The 15,728-nt window shown below is 32.8% G+C and carries 14 protein-coding genes; 8 read left to right on the plus strand and 6 right to left on the minus strand.

The annotated features are described in order from the left end of the window. The first annotated feature begins 4 nt into the window (after nucleotides 1–4). From SCB73_RS17855 to SCB73_RS17880, 6 genes are all read left to right on the plus strand, one after another. A complete protein-coding gene (locus tag SCB73_RS17855; RefSeq protein ID WP_320567544.1) occupies nucleotides 5–1,609 on the plus strand; it encodes a M56 family metallopeptidase in 1,605 nt (534 codons plus the stop codon). 42 nt (nucleotides 1,610–1,651) lie between these two features. After that, nucleotides 1,652–2,020, plus strand: a complete 369-nt coding sequence (locus tag SCB73_RS17860; RefSeq protein WP_320567545.1) for a BlaI/MecI/CopY family transcriptional regulator — start codon at nucleotides 1,652–1,654, stop codon at nucleotides 2,018–2,020. Nucleotides 2,021–2,025: 5 nt separating this feature from the next. Beyond that, nucleotides 2,026–3,888, plus strand: a complete 1,863-nt coding sequence (locus tag SCB73_RS17865) for a M56 family metallopeptidase (RefSeq protein WP_320567546.1) — start codon at nucleotides 2,026–2,028, stop codon at nucleotides 3,886–3,888. A 75-nt stretch (nucleotides 3,889–3,963) separates the two neighbouring features. After that, nucleotides 3,964–5,385 carry a serine hydrolase gene (locus tag SCB73_RS17870; protein WP_320567547.1) on the plus strand — a complete coding sequence of 474 codons (1,422 nt, stop codon included), beginning with the start codon at nucleotides 3,964–3,966 and terminating at the stop codon, nucleotides 5,383–5,385. Between the two features lie 78 nt (nucleotides 5,386–5,463). Continuing rightward, nucleotides 5,464–5,607 (plus strand): SsrA-binding protein, encoded by a 144-nt coding sequence (locus SCB73_RS17875; protein WP_320567548.1) that lies wholly within the window; start codon nucleotides 5,464–5,466, stop codon nucleotides 5,605–5,607. Nucleotides 5,608–5,658: 51 nt separating this feature from the next. Further along, the gene (locus tag SCB73_RS17880) at nucleotides 5,659–6,504 is read left to right on the plus strand and encodes an EamA family transporter (protein WP_320567549.1); all 846 of its coding nucleotides are present in this window, start codon (nucleotides 5,659–5,661) and stop codon (nucleotides 6,502–6,504) included. Nucleotides 6,505–6,581: 77 nt separating this feature from the next. Here SCB73_RS17880 and SCB73_RS17885 read toward each other — a convergent pair whose 3' ends face one another. After that, complete coding sequence (locus tag SCB73_RS17885) at nucleotides 6,582–7,136, minus strand: fasciclin domain-containing protein (protein WP_320567550.1); 555 nt, start codon at nucleotides 7,134–7,136, stop codon at nucleotides 6,582–6,584. Between the two features lie 352 nt (nucleotides 7,137–7,488). Here SCB73_RS17885 and SCB73_RS17890 point away from each other — a divergent pair, with 352 nt between their 5' ends. Continuing rightward, the gene (locus SCB73_RS17890) at nucleotides 7,489–8,439 is read left to right on the plus strand and encodes a S66 peptidase family protein (RefSeq protein ID WP_320567551.1); all 951 of its coding nucleotides are present in this window, start codon (nucleotides 7,489–7,491) and stop codon (nucleotides 8,437–8,439) included. An 83-nt stretch (nucleotides 8,440–8,522) separates the two neighbouring features. Then, complete coding sequence (locus SCB73_RS17895) at nucleotides 8,523–9,044, plus strand: ExbD/TolR family protein (RefSeq protein ID WP_320567552.1); 522 nt, start codon at nucleotides 8,523–8,525, stop codon at nucleotides 9,042–9,044. Nucleotides 9,045–9,431: 387 nt separating this feature from the next. On the opposite strand, the gene rpsA is transcribed toward SCB73_RS17895, so the two are convergent. The 5 genes from rpsA to porQ all read right to left on the minus strand — a co-directional run bounded on the left by rpsA (nucleotide 9,432) and on the right by porQ (nucleotide 15,541). Further along, nucleotides 9,432–11,210, minus strand: coding sequence for a 30S ribosomal protein S1 (rpsA, locus tag SCB73_RS17900; protein ID WP_320567553.1), 1,779 nt, complete (start codon nucleotides 11,208–11,210; stop codon nucleotides 9,432–9,434). Nucleotides 11,211–11,688: 478 nt separating this feature from the next. Beyond that, the gene (locus tag SCB73_RS17905) at nucleotides 11,689–12,951 is read right to left on the minus strand and encodes a nucleoside permease (protein ID WP_320567554.1); all 1,263 of its coding nucleotides are present in this window, start codon (nucleotides 12,949–12,951) and stop codon (nucleotides 11,689–11,691) included. A 68-nt stretch (nucleotides 12,952–13,019) separates the two neighbouring features. Further along, nucleotides 13,020–13,712: a (d)CMP kinase gene (gene cmk, locus SCB73_RS17910; RefSeq protein ID WP_320567555.1), complete on the minus strand. Its 693-nt coding sequence runs from the start codon at nucleotides 13,710–13,712 to the stop codon at nucleotides 13,020–13,022. A 200-nt stretch (nucleotides 13,713–13,912) separates the two neighbouring features. Next, the gene (locus SCB73_RS17915; RefSeq protein ID WP_320567556.1) at nucleotides 13,913–14,518 is read right to left on the minus strand and encodes a murein L,D-transpeptidase catalytic domain-containing protein; all 606 of its coding nucleotides are present in this window, start codon (nucleotides 14,516–14,518) and stop codon (nucleotides 13,913–13,915) included. 3 nt (nucleotides 14,519–14,521) lie between these two features. After that, nucleotides 14,522–15,541, minus strand: coding sequence for a type IX secretion system protein PorQ (gene porQ / locus SCB73_RS17920; protein WP_320567557.1), 1,020 nt, complete (start codon nucleotides 15,539–15,541; stop codon nucleotides 14,522–14,524). Nucleotides 15,542–15,728 lie beyond the last annotated feature (187 nt).

A 15,728-nucleotide genomic window follows, 5' to 3' on the forward strand; every position in this document is an offset into this window, starting at 1 on the left:
GATTATGGAAGCACTTTTCATATACATAGCAAAATCAGCAGGTTTGGTTGTAATGTTCTTTTGTGTTTATCATTTTTTGCTTCGCAAAGAAACATTCTTTAATACCAATAGATGGTTTTTATTAGCAGGTTTAGGAACCTCGGTTTTATTGCCTTTTTTGGTTTATACCAAAACTATCTTGGTCAACCCTACTCCTGTTTCAAATTTTGTTTTATCACAAGTGCCTCTTTCACAAACTACTCCTAAGGAAGTTTTTGTAATCAACTGGAATTATGTTCTTCTAGCAGTTTATGGCCTCGGTTTTTTAGTCTTATTAATAAAATTTGCCTTAGACTTTTACAGTCTGCAATCTATCTTAAAAGGAAAGAAAATCCAACAACAAGCTGATTTCAAATTTATCGACACCAACGAAAATATTGCTCCCTTCTCCTATTTTGAATACATCGTGTACAACTCATCAATGTACACTCCATCAGAATTAGAGAATATCATAGAGCACGAAAAAGTGCACAGCGATCAAAATCATACTGCAGATGTTTTGGTAGCCCGCATTTTTTGTCTGCTTTTTTGGTTTAATCCAGTGATCTGGCTTTATAAAAAAGCAATCGCTCAAAATCTGGAATTTATTGCTGATAAAGAAGCAGCAAAAAAATTGTCAGACAAAAGAGCTTATCAATACACGCTTTTAAAAATCACAACTCACGAAAGCTGTATTGCAATCACCAATCATTTTTATCAATCATTAATCAAAAAACGAATTGTTATGTTAAACAAAAATCAATCACGAAAAAGGAATTCTTGGAAATACTACGTCGTAATTCCAGCGCTTATAGCTTTTGTTTTATTTTTTCAAGTCGAAGTAATTGCAAAAGAAAGACCGCAAACCAGCAAAAAAGAAGTTTCTAAAGAAAGTAATTCTACAGACACTTATAAAATCACAAAAGCAACTACAGATCAACAGTTAAAAGAAATTGCAGAAAATTTAAAGAAAAAACACGATGTTGAAGCTTCAATTTCCGACGTTGAAAGAAACTCAAACAACGAAATTACTGCTATTAAAGTTGAGTTAAAAAAAGGCTCTGAACAAAATCAAGCTTTTATGGTTGATGGAAGCAAAGCCATTAAAGATTGCCAAATTGTTGTTACAACAGAAGATGACGGATCTATAAAAATTGATTTTGTTTCTGAAAATCTAGAAAATCAGATAAAAGTTGTCAATAAAGAAAGAAAGGTTGAAGTAAAAAATGTTCAAAATTCTAAAGTAAATTGTGATGTTAAAACTACTGATAATACTCATACAAGCGTTACTACAAGTAGTAGCGCAAATTCTAGCGATAATGTAAATACAAATACATCTGTCAGCGTAAGTGTAAATAGTGACAATAAACAAGGCAAAAAGTTTATGATATTTACGAATGGTGAAAATGTTTCTAAAAATTTACCACAATTAGTAATTGTTAATGGAGTTGTGAACAAAAATGTGACCACTGGAGATGATATAGCCAAATTGAATGTTAGATCCTTAACACTTCTTACTGAAGAAAATGCCATAAAGAAATATGGTGAAGAAGGAAAAAATGGTGTTCTTATTATTGATACAAAAAATTAAATAGATCTAACAAAACTATTTTTAACAGCCAAAACCAAAATAATGCAAAAGTTAACCAACAAAGAAGAAGAGATAATGCACATTTTATGGAAGCTTAAAAAAGCTTTTGTAAAAGAAATTCAGGCTGAAATTACTGAAGAACAACCGCATTATAATACGCTTTCGACTATTGTTCGCAATCTCGAAGAGAAAGGATATGTCAATCATAATGCTTTTGGAAATACGCATCAATATTATCCGATCGTGAGTATTGAAGAATACAGAAAAGGCTTTATGAGTACTGCAATTGATAATTATTTCAACAGTTCATATAAAAGTATGGTTTCGTTTTTTGCCAAAGAAGAAAAAATTTCGGCAAACGAATTACGAGAAATCTTAGCAATGATAGAAAATCCAAAAGAAGAAAAATAATAGTCATGGAAGCACTTTTCACTTTTATCATCAAATCGGGCGCTTTAATCGCTTTGTTCTATTTTGCTTATTATTTTTTACTGCGAAAAGAGACTTTTTTTACCAGCAACAGGTATTTTTTATTGGCAGGATTGATAACTTCAGTTGTATTGCCTTTTGTGATTTACACAAAAGTAGTTTGGGTAGATCCTGCGCCTATTTTATATTCACCTGTCGTTCAAACAGCAACTACTTCCGTTAATCACGATTATGTTTCAACCTATAATCATTTGCCAACTGTTGAAGAAGAACCTTTTGAAATAAACTGGAATTTAGTTTCATTGGCTATTTATGCCATTGGATTTGCTGCCTTTATGCTAAAATTTGCTATCGATTTTTACAGTTTGAATTCGGTTTTAAAAGGAAAAAGCATCAAGCAACAAGAAGATTTCAAATTTGTTGATGTTACAGAAAATATTGCTCCTTTTTCTTATTTCGATTATATCGTGTACAACTCATCACTGTACAGCGAAGCAGAATTACAAAGCATTTTAGAACATGAAAAAGTGCACAGCGACCAATATCATACAGTCGATGTAATAATTTCTAGGATTTTCTGTATTCTTTTTTGGTTCAATCCAATTATCTGGCTTTACAAAAAAGCAATTCTGCAGAACTTAGAATTTATTGCCGACAATGAGGCTTCAAAAAAATTATCAGACAAAAAAGCGTATCAGTACACGCTTTTAAAAATAACAACACATGAAACTTGTGTTGCAATCACCAATCATTTTTATCAATCATTAATCAAAAAACGAATTGTCATGTTAAACAAAAATCAATCAAAAAAATGGAATTACTGGAAATATTATGCTGTAATTCCGGCGCTTGCAGCTTTTGTATTTTTATTCCAAATTAAAACGATTGCTCAAGAGAAGAAAGGCGCCGCTGAAAAAGAAGCTGTTGTTTCTAAAAACGAAGATCTAAATATTTTCAAAATCACAAAATCAACTACAGATCAAGAACTAAAGGATTTAGCATCAAAATTAAAAAAAGAACACAATGTTGATCTTATCGTTTCGAATGTAAAAAGAAACGGCGATAACGAAATTACAAGCATCAAAGTTCAAATCGCGAAAGAAAATGGCACAAAACAAATCATTGAATTGAACAGCACTAAAGCAATAAAAGATTGCAATATTGCACTAAATACAGATGATAAAGGTTCTAAAAACATTACTTTGACTACTGATGATCAATTGGATCATCCTGTTGTTGTGGAGAGACAAAATATCATAATTAAAGATTTTAAAGGTTCAGATGACGCTCCGGATGCTCCTGCTCGACCAAGCGCACCAGGCATGGTAGCTCCTGTTCCTCCTGTTGCACCAGTTTTCCCAACTGGACCAATGCCTCCAATTCCTGCAATCGATATGTCTAAAATACCTAAAGCCCCTAAAGCTCCTAAAAATCCAAATGATAAAGTAGCATGGGCTCAATTTGAGAAAGACATGAAAGAGTTTGAGAAAAAAATGGAAGAATGGGAACCTCAGATGGACGCTTACGAAAAACAAGTTGATGCAATCATGTCGCAACGTGAAGCCGTTTTTGAAAAACAAATGGAACAATATGAAATTGCTATGCAAAAATTCAATATGAATATGGATAAATTCAATATTGATATGAAAATGAAATTTGGAAGTGATTCTCAAGAATATGAAAACCACATGAAGCAATATGAGCAAGACATGAAAGATTATGAACTTGACATGAAGCAACATGAAAAAGAAATGAAAGAGCATGCAAAACAAATGAAACAGCATGCAAAAGATATGAAGCAACATGAAAAGGACATGAAAGTAAAAGAAAAAGCAGACAAGAAAGCTTAATCTTTTCAGTTTAAAATTTAAAAACCAGTGCCAAAACACTGGTTTTTCTATTGCAATTAATTTTAAAACAATAAAATGAAAAAATACTATTTCATCCTATTTTTGCTTTTTTCGTTGTCAATTTTCGCACAGCAAAACAGCATCTTTGTTGCAATGGACAAAGCAGCTTCGGTTTTAATGCAAAAATCAAAAGCAAATTCTATTTCTATTGGAGTTGTAAAAAATGGAGTATCTTACACCCGACATTATGGAGAAATTGACAAAGGAAAAGAGAATATTGCTAATAACAATACTGTTTTTGAAGTTGCATCCATAACAAAACTATTTACAGGATTGCTTACTGCTCAAGCAGTTTTAGAAGGAAAACTCAATCCAGATGATGATATTAGAAAATACATCACAGGTTCCTACCCAAATTTACAATATAATGGAACGCCTATCACAATTAAAGATTTGGTTTCTTTTAGAACAGGTTTTAATAAAGATCTTCCAGATACTGCAGAATTAAGAAAAAATCGAAATGACAGTAGTTATTTAGCTTTCAAAAGATTAGATGAATCATATAATCGCGAAAAATTCTTTGAAGATTTAAAAACAATTCAGTTAGACACTTTACCTGGAACCAAATTCAAATACAGCAACGGAAGCTTAAACTTGACAGCTCATATTCTAGAAAATGTATATCATAAAAGTTATGAAACACTTTTAAAGGAACATATTCTTTCTAGACTTAGAATGACTTCAACTGGAATAAATTTAAGTCCAAAGGTTGTAGTTGCAAATGGTTATAATTTAAAAGGTACATTGATGCCTCAAATTTCTGACAATCTTTGGGGAGCTGCCGGACGATTAAAATCAACTTTAGGTGACCTAACCAAATTTATTGTTTATGAATTAAATACAAAAGATAAAATTGTTCAGGAATCGCAACGAAATCTTTTAAATAGTTCGACAATCTGGAATGGATATTTTTGGGATCATATCGAAGTTGACGACAACGGAAAAAGTTGCTGGAAACATGGTGGTGCTTTTGGAACACAAAACATGCTCGTTGTTTATCCAGAAAGACAATTGGGACTTTCCATCATTGTAAATATCAGCGATGAAAATACTGCAAATGCTTTAGGCGAAGCCATTGTGAGTCTTTCAAATGATTTATTAAGCGAATACAAAAAACAGTCTGGAATTTATGGATACAAAATAATGAATAATAATATAATTTTCAGCTACATACACGACAAAGCTTTAAATGCCGACTTAGTAAAAAGTGTTTCAATTGCAGGCACTTTTGATAACTGGAATCCTGATGATAAAAATTTTCAGATGATTCGAAAAGACAAAAACACCTTTGAGTTAGCTGTCCCTTTATCTCAATTGGAGAAAAACAAAACACATCTATTTAAATTTGTAATCAACAAAAGTGGCTGGATGCAAGCTCCAAAAAATGCTATAAATAAGGAAACTGAAGGAAATCAAAATCTTATTCTAAAAATTTAATTTTCAAGTTTTATAGTCTAAAAGACTTTGCAGAAAATGCAAGGTCTTTTTTTATATCTTTGAAAAAACAAATCTGCCATGTACAAAATCTTAGCTAAATTAAACAAAGTATTGTTGCCAAGTTTTACCAAACAAGGTTTGGATATTTCAAAAGCCAAAAAATGGCAAATGGCAATCATTGGGTACCGCGCCTATGTCACAAAACGCGCGTTAGGCAATTAAAATCAGAAATTATTCCGCAGAAATTTATTTTCGTTTTTCTGCAATTCAATTATGAAAACTAAAAAAATCAACCTTCCTCCTGTTCAGGCGGTTTTACTTGCAATTATTAGTGTACAATGTGGCGCAGCAATTGCTAAAACATTATTTCCAGCACTTGGAGCAGCAGGTACTGCATCTATCAGAATTGGCGTTTCGGCAATAATTTTGCTTCTTGCCTACAGGCCAAATCTAAAAGAAATTACAAAAGCGCAATGGAAAGTTGTCATTCCGTATGGATTATCTTTGGGCGCCATGAATCTGATTTTTTATTTTGCAATCGAAAAAATTCCAATTGGACTTGCGGTAACATTAGAATTTATTGGTCCGTTATTGCTTGCGATTATCGGATCAAAACGTCTTATTGATTATTTATGGGTTCTATTAGCCGCAATCGGAATTTTATTGATTGCGCCATGGACAAATGACCGTTTAGATAGTTTGGGCGTTATCTTCGCTCTGCTTGCAGGAGCATTATGGGCATGTTATATTGTTTTTGGAGGAAAAATTTCAAAAATAATGAACGAAGGGACGGCTGTTTCAACAGGAATGTTGTTGGCGGCAATTCTGGTTTTGCCTTTTGGAATTTTCGAAAACGGATTGGCAAATCTCACACCAAGACTTTTCGGAATGGGCGTCGCTCTTGCCTTATTATCAAGTGCGATCCCGTTTACTTTAGAAATGAAAGCTTTAGGAAAACTGCCTCCTCGTACTTTTAGTATTTTAATGAGTTTAGAACCGGCAGCAGCTTCAATTTGTGCTTTTATTTTCCTGAATGAAAATTTAAGTTTTTATGAAATTTTAGCTGTGGTTTGTGTCATAGTTGCTTCTGCAGGAAGCACTTTGACAGCAAAAAAATAATTTGAAAACTTCAAAATTAAAACTCCAAATTCCAAGTTTATGGAATTTGGAATTTTAAATATTTACTTTATTAAGTATTAATTTTTTGGAAGCAAAACAGCATCTACTACATGAATCACACCATTTGACTGATTAACATCTGCGATTGTAACTTTTGCTTGCCCACCATTTTCATCACTAATATATAAATCTTTACCTTTCATCCAAGCAGTAAGGGTACCGCCACTTACCGTTTTAATAGAAGCTTTTCCTTTTCCATCTTTAATTGCTTTTGCAATATCAGCAGCGCTCCATTTTCCTGCCGCTACATGATAAGTCAAAATTGTTTGCAATTTCTTTTTATTCTCTGGTTTCAGTAATGTTTCAACTGTTCCTTTTGGCAGTTTATCAAAAGCAGCGTTTGTTGGAGCAAAAACAGTAAACGGTCCTTTTCCTTGTAAAGTCTCCACCAAATCTGCGGCTTTTACAGCAGCAACAAGAGTGGTGTGATCTTTTGAATTTACTGCATTTTCAATAATATTTTTGTTTGGATACATTGGGGCTCCCCCGACCATAACTGATTTTTGAGCAAAAGATACAAATCCGAATGTCAAAGCTAAAACTGCTGTCGCTAAAAATTTTCTAGTTTTCATAATTAATATTTTAAGTTATAAGCTCATTTACGACGTTATATTTGTTTTGGTTTTACAAAAAATCAAAATAATTTTAAAAAAGATTGAAATATTCTTAAAACACGCTATAAAACAGCTCATTAATTATAAAAATATTTTTGATTATTTTTATGCTCGAGTCGGATTTTACATCTTTTAATTATTAAATTCAAATCGTATTTATTAAACAAAATCTGCTTAAAAAATAAGAACCAAAAAGCTAAAAAACACTTCATAACTTTACCTCAAAATGATAGTTAACAACCACGCAAAAACGTTTCTCTGTATTTTAATCTTACTAACTTTTATACAATGTAAATCCCCAGCTTATAAAATGAATTATCAAGAAAATTATCTTTCGGAAGCCGATAAAGCAATAAAAAAATATATAATTCCGCCTTATCTAAAAAAAGGCGATACCATAATGATTGTTGCGCCAGCAGGTTTCTTAACCGATTCAACAGAAATTGATCCCGGAATTGAACTTGCAAAAAGTTGGGGGCTAAATATTAAATTAGGAAAAAACCTTTTCAAAAGACACAATCATTTTGCTGGAACCGACCTAGAAAGACAAAATGATATGCAAGAAGCTTTAGATAATAAAAACATAAAAGCAATCTGGTGTTCCAGAGGAGGATATGGCACGGTCAGAATTATTGATCAATTGGATTTTACGGCTTTTAAAAAAAATCCAAAATGGATTGTTGGTTATTCTGATATTACCACTCTTCATGAACAAGTTCATAGATTAGGATTTGCATCTATACACGCTACAATGCCTGGCGGAATGAAGCGAGCGACGCCTGAAGCAAAAGAAACATTATATAAATCTTTGTTTGGTGAAGATCTTAGTTATGAAGTAACTACTAATCCGCTTAATAAATTGGGTACGAGCAAAGGAGTTCTTATTGGCGGAAATTTATCGATCGTCATGTCAATGTTAGGCAGTAATTCTGATATTGATCCAAAAGGAAAAATTTTATTCATCGAAGATGTTGGTGAAGATTTGTATCGAGTTGACCGAATGATGTATACACTTAAAAGAAATGGCTTTTTGAAAGATTTAAAGGGAATTATTGTTGGTGATTTTGATTATAAAACAGAAGAAAATATTTTATTTGGAGGCACACAACGTGAAATCATTTTAAATGTAGTAAAGGAGTATGATTATCCTGTTATTTTTGATTTTCCAGCAGGACATATCAGAAACAATCATGCGCTGACTTTTGGCAAAAAAGTCAAATTAGAATCTAATGCTCAATCTGTAATTATTTCTTACCAATAAAATGAATCTAAAAACATGTATTTAAATCTTGATTTATTTTCTGAATAAAATTTTCATTAACTTTAATGTAAAATCACATTCCTATGAAAAATCTACCACAAAAAATCAGAAGTAAAAAGCTAAATTCAAGAGTTGATTTAACCGCAATGGTCAGTGTTTCTTTTTTACTGATTATATTTTTTATGGTTGTTGGAGAATTGTCGAAATCAAAAGCTTTAGATTTAAATATGGGACGTGATTGCGAAGATTGTGGCTACGGTTATGAAGGAGAAAATCGTAATTTTACGATATTATTAGATGAAAAAGATAAACTAATTTATTATATAGGAATCTTGGAAGGCCCTAAAAAAGGACCAAAAACTATAAGCTACGGAAAAAATGGCATACGTAAAGAATTAGCCGCTTATAATAATATTGCGCTAAAATATTCAAAACAGAAAGGCAAAACTAGAAGAGGAATTACTGTTATTATAAAACCAACTAAAAAATCTAATTACGGAAATCTTGTAGATATTCTTGATGAATTAAAAATTGCAAATATAACTTCTTATTACATAGTTCCTGAGTTTACTCCTGAAGAATCAAAATTATTAGCTGCAAAATAAAATTTCTTTTGAAAACGACTGCCCTAGCCTTGATCGAAGCGACATCTCCCGATTTAGAAAAACAAGGCTTTTTAGCCGTAGTTTTTATTTATCGGGAATACAGCGGAGAGCAGGAATAGCTCCTCAAAATTCAAACATCAATTCTTAAAATTCAAAATTTCATTTTAGACATACGCACTCTGTGTATCTCAAAGATAAGACAATACAAACAAATATAGCCCGTGGTTTTAACCATGGGAACATCACGCATATCACAACACGTTTCCCGCGGTTAAAACCGCGAGCTATATTTCTAAAACAGGTTAACAAGAACTTGAAACCCGAAACTTGAAACAAAAAAAAGTCCCACATTACTGTGGGACTTTCTATTTATAAAAAGGCTAAGAATTATTTTTTCTCAGTTTTTTCCATTTTAGCTTTTAATGCAGCTAATACATCATTGTTATCTCCTAAAGTTGCAGCTGGTGCATTTGTAGAAGATGCAGATGAAGTATTTTCAGTTGCAGCTTTCACGTTTTTCTCTTCTTCTTCTCTGAAGATAGCAGTGTGAGAAGCAACTACTCTTTTGAATTCTTTGTTAAATTCAATTACTTTGAAATCAGCTGTATCACCTTTTTTCAATTTCTTTCCGTCTTCTTTTTCAAGGTGACGAGTAGGAATGAAAGCAACGATATCATCTCCGAATTCTACAGTAGCTCCTTTGTCAACGATTTCAGAAATCTCACCGTTGTGGATAGTTCCTACAGCGAAAGAATCTTCGTATTGATCCCAAGGATTAGCAGTAGTTTGTTTGTGACCTAAAGATAATTTACGTCCTTCAACATCTAACTCTAATACAACAACATCAAGTTTTTCACCAACGTTTACAAACTCAGATGGGTGTTTGATTTTCTTAGTCCAAGATAAGTCAGAGATATAAATTAATCCATCAATTCCTTCTTCTAATTCTACGAAAATACCAAAGTTTGTAAAGTTTCTAACGATACCTGTATGTTTAGAACCTACTGGGTATTTAGAAGTAATGTCAGTCCATGGATCTTGAGTTAATTGTTTGATACCTAATGACATCTTACGATCATCTCTGTCAAGAGTTAAGATAACTGCTTCAACAACATCTCCAACTTTCACGAAGTCCTGAGCAGAACGTAAGTGAGTTGACCATGACATTTCAGAAACGTGGATTAAACCTTCAACACCTTCAGCAACTTCGATAAATGCACCGTAATCAGCGATTACAACTACTTTACCTTTAACTTTGTCACCAACAGTTAAGTTAGCATCTAAAGCATCCCATGGGTGAGCGTTTAATTGTTTCAATCCTAATTGAATTCTTGTTTTCTCATCATCGAAATCAAGGATTACAACGTTTAATTTTTGGTCTAATTCAAGAACTTCACTTGGGTGGTTGATTCTACTCCAAGAAAGGTCAGTAATGTGAATTAATCCGTCAACACCACCTAAGTCAATGAACACACCATAAGAAGTAATGTTTTTAACAACACCTTCTAATACTTGTCCTTTTTGTAATTGACCGATGATCTCTTTTTTCTGTACTTCAATATCAGCCTCGATAAGCGCTTTATGAGATACAACAACGTTTTTGAATTCGTGGTTGATTTTTACCACTTTGAATTCCATCATTTTGTTTACATATACATCGTAGTCTCTAATTGGCTTAACGTCAATTTGAGATCCAGGTAAGAACGCTTCGATACCGAATACGTCAACAATCATACCTCCTTTAGTTCTACATTTAACAAAACCGTTAACGATTTCTCCAGTTTCATTAGCTGCAATAACTCTATCCCAAGATTTGATAGTACGTGCTTTTCTGTGAGATAATACTAATTGACCTGTTTTATCCTCACGGATGTCGATTAATACTTCTACTTTGTCACCTACTTTTAAATTTGGGTTGTAACGAAATTCGTTTAAAGAAATAACACCTTCAGATTTAGCATTGATATCAACGATAACGTCTCTATCTGTAATTCTAACTACAACTCCTTCAACTACTTCTTCTTGATCTGTAGCGATGAAAGTTTTTGATACTAGTTCCTCAAACTCTTGTAAGTTTTTTTCATCTACTGCATCGATTCCTTCTTGGAAGTTGTGCCAGTTAAAATTTGCTAAAAACTCTTCTTGTGATTTTGTTTGTTCAGACATGCTGATAAAAAATTTGTATTCTGTTTTTCTCGAGTTTCTCCAAGCGATAGAAAATACAGAAGTTGTTTTACATAAATGGTTGATACCTAAAGGAAACTCTTCTCTGCCAAAAGGTTTGCAAAATTAATACATTTTTATGAATTAACAAAACAAAACCGATATGATTATCAGTTGATTATTCAGAAGCAGAAGATTTGAGGTCTCAAAAGACGCTTAGTCCCGCTATCCGTTTCAATCTTTTATGCCTCCCGAAGCCTCGGGACCGCCATAAAAGGATTTCCACTGCTATCGGGGCTATATTAGAAATTTTTGTTTTCATGAGAACATTAATAACGAAACTCGACGGGTTTTAAAAGCCGATCGGGTTTATTTGCTATAGAAGACCATATTTAGATTAGACAAAAATTACTTCAAATATTAAAAAAAGAAAACCCGAAAGATTATCAATCTTTCGGGTTTAAGCATCTTAATCAATTTGTTAATGATTCAAATTCTCTAATTCTTTAGGATCATGTTTATACTTAAATAAAAACGTGAAGAAAATTAGAATAACAAAAGCGTACGCTGCAAATGAAAACCATACTTTTGACCACTCAACAGTATTGCCAGTTGTGAAATAACTCACAGTTCTTCCAGCGAATTCACCTCCCAAAATTGCTCCAATTCCATTAGTCATCAACATGAATAATCCTTGAGCACTAGATCTGACTTTACTATCAGCTTCTCTTTCAACAAACAATGAACCTGAAATATTAAAAAAGTCAAAAGCCATACCGTAAACGATCATTGATAAAATAAGGAAAATAACTCCCGAACCAGGATTCCCTATTCCGAATAATGCAAAACGCAATACCCATGCAATCATACTAAACATCATTACTTGTTTAATACCAAATCTTTTCAAGAAAAAAGGAATAGTCAAAATAAACAGCGTTTCTGAAATTTGAGACAATGAGATTATAAATACCGAATGTTCAACTCCGAAAGTTCCGTGATATTCTGGATTAGCACCAAAACTTCTTATAAAAGTGTCACCAAACATATTTGTAACTTGAAGCGCAGCTCCTAACAACATGGCGAAAACAAAAAATATTGCCATTTTCTTTTGCTTGAACAAAACAAAACTATCCAATCCAAACTTGCTTGAAAGCGATTGATTCGTATTTTTATTCTCCGCTGGAACATCAGGCATTGTAAACGAAAACAATCCAGTAACAATCATCGCTACAGAAGCAAAAACAAATTGTCCAGTATTTGACTTCCAATCTGTCAAATCAGTGATCCACATTGCGATAATAAAACCTACTGTACCCCAAACTCTAATTGGCGTGAAGGCTTTTTGCACATCAAATTGGAATTTATTTAAAACCGCATAACTTACCGAGTTATTTAAAGCAATAGTTGGCATATAAAAGCAACTTGTCGCAAAAATCACCCAATACATTTCTGTAGAATTTTCTGCTTTAGTTGCGAAGAAAATAGCAATTCCTGCTATTATATGTGAAACCCCTAAAACTTTCTGTGCGCTAAAATATTTATCAGCGATTATCCCAAGCAAAGCCGGCATAAACAAACTTGCCCATCCCATAGAACCATAAGTTCTTCCTATTGATAAACCTACACTACCGCCTTCTAATGGACCAAAAACCTGCCCCATATATCCTCCTAACGAAATCAACCAAATTCCCCAAACGAAAAATTGAAGAAAATTCATTACAGTCAGCCTTAATTTTATCCCCATATGATGAAATTGTCTTTAAAATAAAATGAAGCGGTAAAACTAACATTTAAAATAATATCTGCAAAAAATTAAGCGGTTTTTACAACATCATTTATTAATTCCAAAACCGCAGCGAACTGCTCTTCTTTATTCAAGTAAGAATTATCAATTTCGATTGCATCATCGGCAATTACTAATGGCGAATCTTCACGATGTGTATCCATATGGTCGCGGTCAACTACATTTTTCAAAACCTCTTCATAAGTGACATTATCGCCCTTTTGTTGCAATTCATCAAAACGCCTCTGCGCACGAGTTTCTGCGCTGGCAGTCATGAATATTTTAAGTTCGGCGTCAGGAAAAACAACTGTTCCAATATCTCTCCCATCCATTACAATTCCTTTGTTTTTCCCCATTTCCTGCTGTTGTTCTACTAATTTAGAACGAACTTCAGAAACTGCAGCAACTGTACTAACAAAATTAGACACCTCAATAGTTCTGATTTGTTTTTCCACATTTTCACTGTTCAAATACATTTCTGCAAAACCCAAATCGGAGTTAAATTTGAATTCTAGCTGGATTTTAGGCAATGACGCGATTAGTTCTTCTTTTTTAAAAAAGTCGGTTCCAATAAAATCATGTTGCATGGCAAAAAAAGCCACCGCACGATACATCGCTCCAGTATCTACATATACATATTCAAGCTCTTTTGCCAATTGTTTTGCCAAAGTACTTTTTCCAGTTGATGAAAATCCGTCGATTGCAATGGTAATCTTTTTCAATTTTTTATTTTTAAATTTTTATTTCTCTATAATTAAAGGCTTGCAAATGTAACCATCTTTATTTTTATTTCGAAGATTTATAACTTTTACAATTATTGCTTTTAAACAAAAAAAGCTTTAAATTATCAAAATTCAGTACTGATTCTGACAATAAAAAGCTTTAATAATTTTTAACCAAAGAATACTTTTTCAGCTATTCTTTAGTAGTAAATATCCATGATGATGTTCGACTTAGAACTATCAATTATTTTTTGAATTCTTTTGAAAAACTCCTCATTTACCATTGGACATCCGTGGCTGCGGCTGATATAATGATCTTGTTCTTCCAATGGAACTGCAGAGTAGGCGTGCAAAACAATAGCTCTTTCTAAGGCCTTGTTATTTGTTTCATCTAAACCTGCTAATCTATAAGCTTTACCAAAAATACCTTTGTACGTTTTTCCAATTGAATATCTGCCTAAAGCCGTACAATTAGAATTTGGCATGTTGCTGAACTTCAGCATGCCCTGAATACCTGTTTCTGAACCAGAACCGTGAGCTACAAGACCTTGATCTATAACTTCATTCTTTTCTAGATCGTAAACAAAAAAGCGGTTTTTTCCAGAAGGCACTTTCATATCAATCAAAAATGCGATTTTAGAATTATATCTCTTATCAGCATTAATCATGTTTCTTATGTCAGTTATTCTACTGTTGATTCTTTCAATCTCGACATTGGTAATCGTCGATTCTTCTGCTTTGAAGTAGTGTTTTGCTCCCGAAAAAACACTTACTGTCATAAATAAAAATAAAGTAAATATTTTCATTAACTATTGAAAATTTAAAGTTAGACCAAAAAGACTTGTATTAGCTGCCAATGTATATCTTGAATAAGAATAATTGAATTTCAACTTATTCATTCTCAAACCAAATCCTAGTGAAACCCCAGAAAAATTACGCTGTTCATCAATTCGTAATTCTTCTCCCCTTCTAAAATTATATCCCAAACGCAAATTGAATGCTCTTTGCGGAAATAATTCTATACCAAAAGCGACATGTCGCAACACATTATTTACAAATGAAACTTTTTCCTCACTTGTTGATCCATCAATATTAGTTTCTCCGCGAACGGGATTCGAAAAAGAAATGTTCCATTGCTGCAAATTTTCTAATGTAAGATGCCAGCGAAGCGGTACATGTTCTAATTCTTGTGAAACACCTGCTATGATTTCAAAGGGCAAATTCTCTTTTATTCCTGAGTAAGTTGTAAACTGTGTTCCAATATTACGAAATACTAGTGCCAAATTTACATCATTTTTTTCAATTTGATACATAATTCCCACATCAATTGCTCCACCAATTGAATTATAACTCTCTAAAGTCGAAGTTATTAACTTTCCATTTACCCCAATATGCAAGTCCGTATAAGGAACATTGTAAGCATATCCGAGTGTTAGCGCGCCTTCACTCCCTGTAAAATCTGATGTGGCTTGGCCATTTTCATCATAACCCTCAAAGCTTCCGTAATTGACATAACTTACTCCAGCATAAAAAGTTTGAACGTGTCTGTCGTAAGTATATGCATACGATGCTGTTCCGTAAGAAGCTTCGCCATAATAACTTCCGTAATTCATTGCTAAATGATTATCCATATCTTCATTCAAAACCGCGGGATTAAACATCACTTGGTTAACATCTTCATCATAAATCGTAATAACTTTTCCTCCTAACGCAGCCTGCCTGGGCGATGATGTCAGGTTTAGAAATTGATAGGTGTAACGCCCTCCTACTTGCGCGATTGAACTCGAACAAAGTAGCAACATAAAAAATAAAACAATCTGTTTTAACATGTTTTTGGAACGTTCCTATGTGGGAATAACGTAAATACAAAGATAAAATTATATAACAGAAAAAATAATTTTTATAATTAACTCAAAATCAACAACTATACCAAAAATAAATTCCAGAATCATTAAAAATCAGCACAAAAAAATTCCAAACTCCAATAAAAGAATTGGAATTTGGAATTTAAATATT

The sequence above is a fragment of the Flavobacterium sp. KACC 22761 genome, assembly GCF_034058155.1.
Taxonomy (GTDB): domain Bacteria; phylum Bacteroidota; class Bacteroidia; order Flavobacteriales; family Flavobacteriaceae; genus Flavobacterium.